Genomic DNA, 9,516 nt, shown 5'->3' with positions numbered 1-9,516 from the left:
GGCCGGGGAAGGCCCTCGCGCAGCTGCAGGGCACGACAGGAATCTCCTCCGCGAACTTCTACAACGCCATCGACTCCTAGGACCTGTTGTTCGACGCGGGCGTCCGCCAGTACGTCACGACGCGGCCGTCGTGGTCGGGGCCTTGTCAGGTCAGATCAGGGCTGACCAGCTCGTCTCGACGGAGATGCCTCGCCGGGCATCGCTGCCGGAGGCCTCCAGCGGCAACGCTCTCACCGGGATTGGCCGAGAAGCCGTTGAAGAACGGAAGAGCCCTCACAGAGGTGGCCGTGGTCCTACCGCCGGTCGTCAGTCACCGACAACGGTTTCCCGGCGCCGTTGTGAATCCTGCGGCGTTCTGTTCTTGGCCCGACGCCGTTGGGTTGCCGCTCCCGTCCTGCGCTGCACCAGGGCCATGCCCAGCAGCACGACCAGGGCGCCGACCGGCTCGTGCCACGACAGCCGTTCGCCTAGCACCACGATGCCCAGCGCCACTCCGACGACCGGCGTCAGGTAGGTGACGGTCGCGGCGGTGGTGGCTCCCCAGCCCGCTACGACGTTGGTGTTCCACACGTAGGCGAGGCCCGTGCCCACAACGCCGAGCACCGTCACGCTCAGCACGACCCGCCAGCTCAGTTGCACCGGCGAGATGGCGACGAATGGTGCTGCGGCCAGCATCAGCACCGCGCCGACGCCTACTTGGACCGTTGTCACTGCGACGGTCGGCAGGCCCAGCGGCGACACGAACCTGCGCAGGTACACGAACGCCAGGCCGTAGCAGGAGGTCGCCGCCAGGCACGCCGCCTGCGCCGCTAGCGTTCCTTCTGCTGATCCCTGCCACGGCGCGAGTACGACCAGCACGCCCGCGAAGCCCACCGCTAGCCCCGCCAGGCCTGACCTCGTGAGTCGTTCGCCTGGCAACGCCACCAGCGCGACCAGCATCGTCATCAGTGGTGTCGTGGCGTTGTAGATGCTGGCCAGGCCTGAGTCCACGTGTTGCTCGGCCCACGCGAACAACAGGAACGGGACTACGCAGAGCAGCACCGCGACCGCCGTCAGGTGCGCCCACACCACCGGCTCGCGCGGCAGCCGCTGCCTCGTTACCGCGGCGATCACCGCCAACGCCGCCGCGCCTGTCACCAAACGGCCGAGGACCACCTGCGCCGGCGACAGTCCTTCGAGTCCGATCTTGATGAAGAGGAAGCTCGCGCCCCAGGCCAACGCCAGCAGCGCGAACTGCACCGTCAACTTTCCACGCATGCTCCCGAGTCTCTGGTCTCTTGTTTCTGCGCGCTGGCGGTTTTCGGCCGTTGCGATCGATAGCCGCTGGTCCACTTGGGACGGTCGGGGCGCCTAGGTCGTGGGCGTTCGGTTCTTGGCCTTGGCGGCGCCGATCACGGACGGGGGCAGGTTCTCGCCGGGCAGGTCGAACAGGTCGCCCGCGATGAGGTAGCTGGCGGAGCGGTGTTCCTTGTCCTCCTCGCCGCGGCCTCCGCCGGCGGGTGCGCCACCCATCGGGGCGCCCGCGCCCATGCCGGCGGCCGCCGAGGCGGCACCGGGGGCCATGCCCATCGGCATGCCGCCGCGGCCTTGGGCTTGGACGCCTGCCGCGCCGCCGGACTGCAGGGAACCGCCGCCGGCACCACCGCCACCGCCCGCGCCACCACCGCCTGCACCGAACGCGCCGCTACCACCGGCACCGCCCGCGCCAGCACCGAACGCGCCACCGCCCGCACCCATCTGCGGGCTGAACGGCATCGGGCCGCCCTTCATGCCGGCGCCACCACCGCCGCCTGCCCCACCTGCGCCGCCGGGACCGGTGTAGCCGGGAGCCGTCGGCGAGTACGGAGCGGGACCGCCCTTGACGCCCTGCGGGGTGTAGCCAGGGGCCGTGGGTGAGTACGGGGCAGGACCGCCCTTCACGCCCTGCGAGATGTAGCCCGGGTTCTGCGGGTTGTTCCCCGTCTTTCCTGGGCCCATTTGCGGGACGTACGCACCCGGTTGGGGCGTGTAGGTGCTGCTGCCGCTGCTTGCGGCGTAGGTGCTGCCCGTGCCGGCTGGGTTGTAGGTGGGTGCGGTCGGTGTGTACGCCGCGGCCGCGTTTGTGTTCGTGTTGCCGGTGTAGCCGCCCGTCTGCGGGGTGTAGCTGCTGCCACCGGTTGCACCGCTGCCGCCGGCACCGGTCTGCACGCCGGTCGCCGCGGGTGCGTCCACAGAGGACTGTGGTCGGGTGAAGCCTTCGACGCCGCTGTCGAGGGCTGCGCCGCCGGAGCGCGGGATCGCGATCACCGGTTCCTCGACCTGGCCGGTGTTGGGGTTGAACGGCGGTTTGAAGGAGGGCGTGGACGCGTCGATCTCGCGGGAGTTGTTCTCCATGTCGGTCATCACCGTGACCGCTTCTTCATGCGCCGCACGCGATACGAGGTTCGCTATGGCGATGTCCACGGAGGCGAGCACGAACGCCGGGGTGCCGGGTTGGGAGAGCGCGGCGGCGGCCTTGTTCCAGTCGAACTGGACCGGCTGGGGCATCTGGGCGCGGGCGGTCTCCATCACGCGGCCCTGGTCGGCGACCTTGTTGCCGACCTCGACCGCGGTGCGGGCCGTCTCGTCGACCCAGTCCCCGAGCTTCTTCATCGCCGCGCGGGCGGCCTCGGCGGAGCCTCCGGTCCACTTGGACTCCGAGGCGGTGATCACCGAGTTGATGACTCGGGAGGCCTCGGTGAGCTCGGTGCCGTACTTGCTCCAGTCGGAGCTGATCTGGCCGGCTTGACCGGGGTCGTTGTTGTTGTGCACCGCGGCATACAGCTCTTGGTGCGAGCGCGACGCCCAGTTCTGCGGGTCCGTGAGGACCGGGACGTTCTCGATCTCGCTCGGGTCGGTCGCGGAAGTCATCGGCTCTCACCCATGTGCTTCTTCAGTTCGGCCTGCTGGTCCTGGTCGAGCGCCTCGAAGTTCCCGATCGCCTCCACGATCGAGTTCTTCGTCTGCTCGAGAACCGTGCGGTACGCGGTCATCACACTGACGAACGAGTACTGCTCACCCTCGGCACGATGCGTGAACTTGTCGCGCATCTTGTCGCCCACCGGGTTCGCGCCCAGCGCCGTCGGACGCGCGATGCTCGAGTTCGCCCGCCCGATCCACGAGTCGACCTGGTCGATCTGGGCCTGCAACTGCTTGCGGAGCTCCTCGCCCGCATCCGGGTCGATCTGCACCTGACCCGAGGTGACGGTCTCGCCGAGCGGGACAACGTCTTTGTCACCGACGATGTACATGCCGTCCACACGGACAGCGGGCACGGGCGGTTCAGCGGAAAGCGACAAAGCGCCTGAGACGCGCACCACGAACCTGTGCAACTGTTCCTGGAAAACTCGGATGGCATGAGGGGCGAACGAACTCCGCAGTGGATCGACGGCGACCGGTTGCCGGAAGACGTCCTCGCGACGATCGAGGCGCTCCGCCCCGGCGAGGACCTCTTCGTCGTCCGCGACGGGGTGCCGATCGCCAAGATCTCCGGGGCCGCCAAGCCGTCCCACGCGGGAACGGCGAGCGCAGGCGACACGTGCGACGACGTCACGGTCGTGGCCACGGCGATGAAGCTGTCGAAGTCCGCGCGGACCACGTTGTCGAGCCAGCTGGGTCCCGACTACATCGTGCTCGACATGCACTCCGCTCCCCGGACCGCCGAGGTGCTGCTGGTCCCGCCCCTGAGCCCGCAGCTGATCGGAGCGCTGCGGGAGTCGTTCCCGAAGGCGCGGGTGGTCGTCGCGGAGGTCGAGGACCGCGAGCTCGGGGTCGTGCACGAAGGACCGGTCCGGCGCCTGCTGGACGCGGGCGCGGACGTCTACTTCCCGCCCAGCACGATTCCGCGCCTGGCCCAGCAGTTGGACCGCACGGTGACGCATTTCAACCAGCTCGAAGCCGCTTCCAGCGCGCCGGCGCCGTTGGTGATCGAGCCGGCACGGCCCTCCGAACCTCCCGCCGTCACGACGGAACCGCCACCTCACGCCGTTCCCGAAGCACGCTGACCACGACGAACACCAACGTGGCCACCAGGCTGCCGGTCATGACGACCGCGGTGGCACCGGCCCCGTTGCCGACCACGCCGACCAGCGGCGCGACCGCGGACCCGAGCAGGAACCGGGCGGCACCGAGCACCGCCGCCGCGGTACCGGCCGTGCGTCCGTGCCGGGTCAACGCGAGCGCGGCGGCGTTCGGCATCACGAGCGCCACCCCGGCCAGCACGACCACGAGCGGCACCAGAAAGCCCGCCAGCGCCTCCGGCGCGAACCGGGGAACCACGACCAGGCCGAGCCCTCCGGCGATGGCACCGATCGTCGCGACCAGCATGACGCGCGCCGGGCTGAACCGGCGCAGCAGCAACGGGTTGAACTGGGTGGCGGTGATCAGGGCGAACGCGCCTAGCCCGAAGACCAGTCCGAACTGACGGTCGTTCAGCCCGTACTGCTCGCGCATGATGAACGGCGCCGCGGAGATGTACGCGAACACCGTCCCGAACGCGAGACCCGCCACCAGCGTCAGCGCGACGAACTGCCCGTCCCGCAACACGCTCCCGAACGCGCGCAGGACCGGACGGGCCCGGAAGGAGTTCCGGCGCTCCGGCGGCAGGGTCTCCCGGACCGCGAACATCGCGACGGCCACCAGCGCCACCCCGAGCACGGCCAGCACGCCGAACACCCAGCGCCACGACCCGGCGGTCAGCACCGCACTGCCCAGCGAGGGCGCGAGAATCGGCGCCACCCCCATGACCGCCGTCAGGTGCGAGATCGTCGTGGCGGCCGCGCTCCCCTCGAACAGGTCGCGCACCATGGCCATCGCAACCACCGCCGTGGCCGCCGCGCCCAGCCCCTGCACCACCCGCAGCACCGCGAGCATCGTCACGTCGGACGCGAACGCGCACAGCACCGAGGCGACGACGTGCACGAGCGTGCCGAGCACCAGCGGCAGCCGCCTGCCGACGGCGTCCGAGTACGGGCCGATCACGAGCTGCCCGAGGCCGAGACCGAGCAGGCTGCCGGTCAGCGTGAGCTGCACCAACGGCTCGGTGGTGTGCAGGTCGGTGACGATCGAGGGCAGCGCCGGCAGGTACATGTCGATCGTGAGCGGTCCGAGCGCGACCAGCGAGCCGAGCACGAGGACGAGCCGGAACCGGGCTGAGCGGCTGGTGGGCGCGACGTCCATGGTTGAACTCTCACACAGTGCAGGTCCACTTCGTGCCACTCCCCCAGGTCATACTCGCCACATGGCGGAGGATCTCGCGCTCACCGACTACCAGCTCGGCCTGCGGGCGCGGTTCCTGGCGGCACCCGTGGTGGCGGCACCGGCGCCGTGGCGGCCGGCGGACAGTCACGTGGTCGCCGTCGGCGGGCTGCTCGGGGTCGGGTTCGGCGTCGATCCCGGTAGCGGGCACGACGTGGTGCTGGTGGCGTCCTCGCAGGGGCTCGGGTTGCTGGACGGCGTCAGCGGGGAGCGGCTCGCCCGGGACCGGGAGGACGACCTGGGGTGGCCGGACGACGACCTGACGTGTCCTGGGATCGGGGTGCTCGCCGGGGAACGCGTGCCGGTGGCCGGGCTGGCGGGCGGCGGTCTGCACACCGGGGCCGAGGGGTGGTCGGTGGACGTCGTCAGTCCGGACTGGCCTCACGACCGGGTGTTGTTGTCCACCGGGAGTCCGTTTCGCGGGGAGCACGGCGAGAGCTGGTGGCACGTCTGCCATTCGCGCCACTCGGAGTTGCGGGCAGCCGGGTTCTCGCCGTCCGGGAGGACGCTGGTGGTGGCGACGAGCAGCGACGTCACGCTGTGGACGCGCGCCTGAGCAGGGCGATCCCGTACGCGACCAACCAGACGACCCACAGCAGCCAGCCCGTGAGCCCGAGGAGCGTCAGCGGTCCGCCGGCCACGACCCACGGCGTGAGCGTGGCGGAGACGAAGAGCAGCGCGGCGGCCGCGTAACCCAGCCACGTCTGCCATCCGGGGAGCACCGTCGTGCAGGCGGTCAGCCCGGCCAGCGCGAGCGCCAGGAACACGCCGTTGAGCGTGAACAGGGCGTCGTGCAGGGCCCAGAACGCGGGCGCGACGGCGGGTCCGGCCTCGGGCAGGGCCAGCCGGAGGGCCGCCACGCCGGTGAAGGCGGCGTTCTGCAGCACCAGCCCCGCGAACCCGGCCACCGCCCACCCGTTCCGCTCCCGCACCACCACGCCCGCGCCGAACACCACGGCCGCCACCCACGCCGTCGGCATCAGCGCCGAGGCGACGGCCAGCGCGGTCCCGTCCCCGCTGAAGAACGCGATCACGTCGGCCGGGGCGGCGCCGGTCGCCGGCAGGCCCGCGGGCACCAGCACGACGTTGGCCAGCACGATCGCGCCGGCGAACGCGATGCCCGCCACGCCCGCGAGGCGCGGGAAGGCTATATTGGCTTTAACGTTCATATAGTCAATATAGCGAGAGGCAAGCGGGTGAGTGAGAGCCGTCGGTACGCGTCGTTGCGGCGTGAGGCGCAGGCACGGGAAACGCGGGCCGACATCGCCCGAGCGGCCCGCACGTTGTTCGTGACGCGCGGCTGGACCGCGACGACCGTGCGCGCGGTGGCGGACGAGGCGCAGGTCTCGGTGCCCACGGTCTACGCCGCGTACGGGGACAAGGCCGGGCTGGTGCGTGCGGTCGCCGAGGCAGCGGACCTGGACGCCGACGCCCTGACGATGGTCGCCGAACTGGAGGACGCGGCACCGGGACAGCAGCTCGCGGCCATGGCGGCCTACGACCGGCGACTCTTCGAACGGGCCGGTGACGTGATCGCGCTGGTGAGAGAGGCCGCCCGGACCGAACCCGAGCTCGCGGCCGCTTACCTCGACGGCCGGCGGCGTGGGGACGAGACGCGCGAGAGGGTGTTCTCGTCGTGGCCCGCGACCACGTTCCGCCCAGGCCTGACCCCTGCGGAAGCGGTCGACGTCTACGCGGCGCTGTGCAACATCGACGTCTACACGACGCTCACGGTCGAGCGCGGCTGGCAGCCGGACCGGGTCGAGCGGTGGTGGGGCGAGGCGCTGGCCCGCGAGCTCCTGCGCGTTTAGAAGGTGGCAGCTCCGTTCCCCCGAGCGGCGCCGCCACCTTCTCCCCCTGCCGTGGATCCCCTCATCCACGACGCAGAGCCTGCCAGCCCCAACCTGAAGCCACGCTGAACGAACCTGAACCGGATTTCAGGACGCGACCATGATCGATGCGGCACGCTGCTCTCATGCGCGTGCTCGTGGTGGAGGACGACCCTCGTCTCGCCGGCCTGCTGACCCGCGGTCTGACGGCCGAGGGGTTCGCGGTCGACGTGGAGCGGAACGGGACCGACGGGTTGTGGCGGGCCCGCGAGCACCCGTACGACGTCATCGTCCTCGACATCATGCTGCCCGGCCTGAACGGCTACCGGGTGTGCTCGGAGTTGCGCGACGCCGGGGTGTGGACGCCGATCCTCATGCTCACGGCCAAGGACGGGGAGTTCGACGAGGCCGAGGGGCTGGACACGGGCGCCGACGACTACCTGACCAAGCCGTTCTCCTACGTGGTGCTGGTCGCGCGGCTCCGAGCGCTGGCACGCCGGAGCAGGACCGCCCAGCCGGTGCTGCTCAGGGCCGGTGACCTGGTGCTCGACCCGGTGAGCCGGGAGTGCCACCGGGGGACGGCGCGGATCGAGCTCAAGGCCAAGGAGTTCTCGGTGCTGAACTTCCTGCTGCGGCACGCGGGCGAGGTCGTCACCAAGTCGGAGATCATCGACGGGGTGTGGGACTCGGCGCAGGATCCCGATCCGAACCTCGTCGAGGTCTACATCAGCGCGTTGCGCCGCAAGATCGACGCGCCGTTCGACCGGCGCACGATCACGACAGTGCGGGGTGTCGGGTACCGGCTGGTGGAGCGATGAAGTCCTTGCAGGTCAGGGTGACGGTGATGGCCGCGGTGGTCACGGCGTTGCTGCTCGGCGTGGCCGGGGTGCTGATGGTCGAGTCGCAACGCGCGCAGATCGTGGCGCAGACGGCGGACCGGTCGCGCGTGCACTACGCGTGTGCCGGGCAGAAGTGCGTTCAGTTGTACCGGCAGACGACGGTGCCCATGCCGTCGGCGATGGTCCAGTACGCGAGCACTGAGATCCGGCCCGACCTGTCGGTGTGGCCGATCGGCATCGACGCGCCGTACGAGGTGATCGGTGACGGGCCCGCGTTCGACGAGGTGTTGGCGAGGTCGATCGCTTCTGACGCGCAACGGCAGTTGAACTCCGTGTCGCTGATCGTGCTCGGGGTGCTGGCGACGGTCACCGGGCTGGTGTCGATGACGGTGCTGGCGGCGGTGAGCCGGGTGTTGCGGCCGGTGGCGGCCATGCGGGCCGAGGTGGCCGAGGTCAACGAGCACAACCTCACCCGGCGCGTGCCGGTGCCGTCGTCGGACAACGAGATCGCCCGGCTGGGGGCGGCGATCAACGGAACGCTCGACCGGATGCACCGGACGGTCGAGGACACCCGCCGGTTCGTCGGGGACGCCTCGCACGAGCTGCGCAGTCCGCTGGCGGCGTTGCGGGCCGAGCTGGAGATCGCGTTGTCGCACCCGGAGCTGGCGGACTGGCCGACGGTCGTCAAGTCGGCGCTGGAGGACGCCGAACGGTTGCAGGAGCTGACGACCGACCTGTTGCTGCTGGCCAGGCTGGACGCCGACGCGCTCGACAATGTGGACACCGTCGACCTCACCGCCATCGCCAGGCGAGAGGTGTCCCGCCGGGCGATGGTGACGCTGGACGCCGACGAGCAGGTGATCGTGCCCGGCCGCAAGGCGCAGCTGTCGCGGTTGCTGGGCAACCTGCTGGACAACGCCGAACGGCACGCCGGCACCGAGGTGGTCGTGCGGCTCAAGGGCGGCACCTCGGCGACGCTGGAGGTCATCGACGACGGTCCGGGCATCCCGGAGGCGGACCGGGAGCGGGTGTTCGACAGGTTCACGAGGCTCGACGAGGCACGGACGCGTGCCGCGGGCGGTGCGGGGCTCGGGCTCGCGATCGCCCGGCGCATCGCCACCCGGCACCAGGGCACGCTCCTGGCCACCGACGCCGAGGGCTTTCACGGCATCCGTTTCGTGGCAACGATTCCCACCGGCATCCCGCAGCCGATGAAGGCCTCGGCGACGGCGCCGCAGCGGGTCGGCGACGAGGTCTGGCAGTTCCTCAACGGTTCGATCGTTTCGACCCACTGGCACGTCCCCGAACCACGCCCGGTCCCCGCGATCGAGCTGGACCTGGACCGCATCTTCGGCGAGCACCGGCCCGTCCCGAGGACGATCCGGTCCTGACGGGCCGCGCTCCGGCGGTCCGCCAGGTGGCGGTCGGCGTACCTCCGCACGGACTATTTGCGGGTCGAGTGGAACCGGTCCGCTGAACGCTGCGTCATCCTGTGGAGCCAGTACGTTCCGGGGGAAGGTCGCCACCGTGCCTGAACGCGAGTCGGACATCGTCGAGACCGTCGGAGGCGTGCG

10 protein-coding genes are annotated in these 9,516 nt (G+C 70.7%); 5 read left to right on the top strand and 5 right to left on the bottom strand.

Features of this window, described 5'->3' with window-relative positions; genetic code table 11:
- Positions 1-306: 306 nt before the first annotated feature.
- From ACFWNN_RS16265 to ACFWNN_RS16255, 3 genes are all read right to left on the bottom strand, one after another.
- Entirely contained in the window at positions 307-1,257 is a 951-nt protein-coding gene (locus ACFWNN_RS16265) for a DMT family transporter (protein ID WP_382440699.1), read from the bottom strand.
- A gap of 93 nt (positions 1,258-1,350) precedes the next feature.
- Positions 1,351-2,889, bottom strand: a complete 1,539-nt coding sequence (locus ACFWNN_RS16260) for a WXG100 family type VII secretion target (protein WP_382440698.1) — start codon at positions 2,887-2,889, stop codon at positions 1,351-1,353.
- Entirely contained in the window at positions 2,886-3,293 is a 408-nt protein-coding gene (locus ACFWNN_RS16255) for a hypothetical protein (RefSeq protein ID WP_382440697.1), read from the bottom strand. The genes ACFWNN_RS16260 and ACFWNN_RS16255 overlap by 4 nt, the downstream gene beginning before the upstream one ends.
- 81 nt (positions 3,294-3,374) lie before the next feature.
- On the opposite strand from ACFWNN_RS16255, the gene ACFWNN_RS16250 reads away from it, so the two are divergent.
- Positions 3,375-4,022, top strand: a complete 648-nt coding sequence (locus ACFWNN_RS16250; protein ID WP_382440696.1) for a hypothetical protein — start codon at positions 3,375-3,377, stop codon at positions 4,020-4,022.
- On the opposite strand, the gene ACFWNN_RS16245 is transcribed toward ACFWNN_RS16250, so the two are convergent.
- Positions 3,979-5,196 (bottom strand): multidrug effflux MFS transporter, encoded by a 1,218-nt coding sequence (locus ACFWNN_RS16245; RefSeq protein ID WP_382440695.1) that lies wholly within the window; start codon positions 5,194-5,196, stop codon positions 3,979-3,981. The genes ACFWNN_RS16250 and ACFWNN_RS16245 overlap by 44 nt on opposite strands.
- A 61-nt stretch (positions 5,197-5,257) precedes the next feature.
- Here ACFWNN_RS16245 and ACFWNN_RS16240 point away from each other — a divergent pair, with 61 nt between their 5' ends.
- Positions 5,258-5,830 (top strand): hypothetical protein, encoded by a 573-nt coding sequence (locus tag ACFWNN_RS16240; protein ID WP_382440694.1) that lies wholly within the window; start codon positions 5,258-5,260, stop codon positions 5,828-5,830.
- On the opposite strand, the gene ACFWNN_RS16235 is transcribed toward ACFWNN_RS16240, so the two are convergent.
- On the bottom strand, positions 5,808-6,443 hold the full coding sequence (locus tag ACFWNN_RS16235) for a hypothetical protein (RefSeq protein WP_382440693.1): 636 nt from the start codon (positions 6,441-6,443) through the stop codon (positions 5,808-5,810). The genes ACFWNN_RS16240 and ACFWNN_RS16235 overlap by 23 nt on opposite strands.
- 27 nt (positions 6,444-6,470) lie before the next feature.
- Here ACFWNN_RS16235 and ACFWNN_RS16230 point away from each other — a divergent pair, with 27 nt between their 5' ends.
- From ACFWNN_RS16230 to ACFWNN_RS16220, 3 genes are all read left to right on the top strand, one after another.
- Positions 6,471-7,085, top strand: a complete 615-nt coding sequence (locus ACFWNN_RS16230) for a TetR/AcrR family transcriptional regulator (RefSeq protein WP_382440692.1) — start codon at positions 6,471-6,473, stop codon at positions 7,083-7,085.
- A gap of 164 nt (positions 7,086-7,249) precedes the next feature.
- On the top strand, positions 7,250-7,921 hold the full coding sequence (locus ACFWNN_RS16225) for a response regulator (protein ID WP_382440691.1): 672 nt from the start codon (positions 7,250-7,252) through the stop codon (positions 7,919-7,921).
- On the top strand, positions 7,918-9,333 hold the full coding sequence (locus tag ACFWNN_RS16220) for a sensor histidine kinase (protein ID WP_382440690.1): 1,416 nt from the start codon (positions 7,918-7,920) through the stop codon (positions 9,331-9,333). The genes ACFWNN_RS16225 and ACFWNN_RS16220 overlap by 4 nt, the downstream gene beginning before the upstream one ends.
- The last annotated feature ends 183 nt before the right edge of the window (positions 9,334-9,516 follow it).

The sequence above is a fragment of the Lentzea sp. NPDC058450 genome (assembly GCF_042721395.1).
In the GTDB taxonomy this organism is placed as follows: domain Bacteria; phylum Actinomycetota; class Actinomycetes; order Mycobacteriales; family Pseudonocardiaceae; genus Lentzea.
Note: the sequence above shows the minus strand (reverse complement) of the source record. Positions and strands in the feature narration are given on the sequence as shown.

What these genes read in the sequence shown, in the direction of transcription:
- ACFWNN_RS16265 (WP_382440699.1), bottom strand. Translation starts at nt 1,257, where the DNA reads ATGCGTGGAAAGTTGACGGTGCAGTTCGCGCTGCTGGCGTTGGCCTGG.
- ACFWNN_RS16260 (WP_382440698.1), bottom strand. Translation starts at nt 2,889, where the DNA reads ATGACTTCCGCGACCGACCCGAGCGAGATCGAGAACGTCCCGGTCCTC.
- ACFWNN_RS16250 (WP_382440696.1), top strand. Translation starts at nt 3,375, where the DNA reads ATGAGGGGCGAACGAACTCCGCAGTGGATCGACGGCGACCGGTTGCCG.
- ACFWNN_RS16245 (WP_382440695.1), bottom strand. Translation starts at nt 5,196, where the DNA reads ATGGACGTCGCGCCCACCAGCCGCTCAGCCCGGTTCCGGCTCGTCCTC.
- ACFWNN_RS16240 (WP_382440694.1), top strand. Translation starts at nt 5,258, where the DNA reads ATGGCGGAGGATCTCGCGCTCACCGACTACCAGCTCGGCCTGCGGGCG.
- ACFWNN_RS16235 (WP_382440693.1), bottom strand. Translation starts at nt 6,443, where the DNA reads ATGAACGTTAAAGCCAATATAGCCTTCCCGCGCCTCGCGGGCGTGGCG.
- ACFWNN_RS16225 (WP_382440691.1), top strand. Translation starts at nt 7,250, where the DNA reads ATGCGCGTGCTCGTGGTGGAGGACGACCCTCGTCTCGCCGGCCTGCTG.
- ACFWNN_RS16220 (WP_382440690.1), top strand. Translation starts at nt 7,918, where the DNA reads ATGAAGTCCTTGCAGGTCAGGGTGACGGTGATGGCCGCGGTGGTCACG.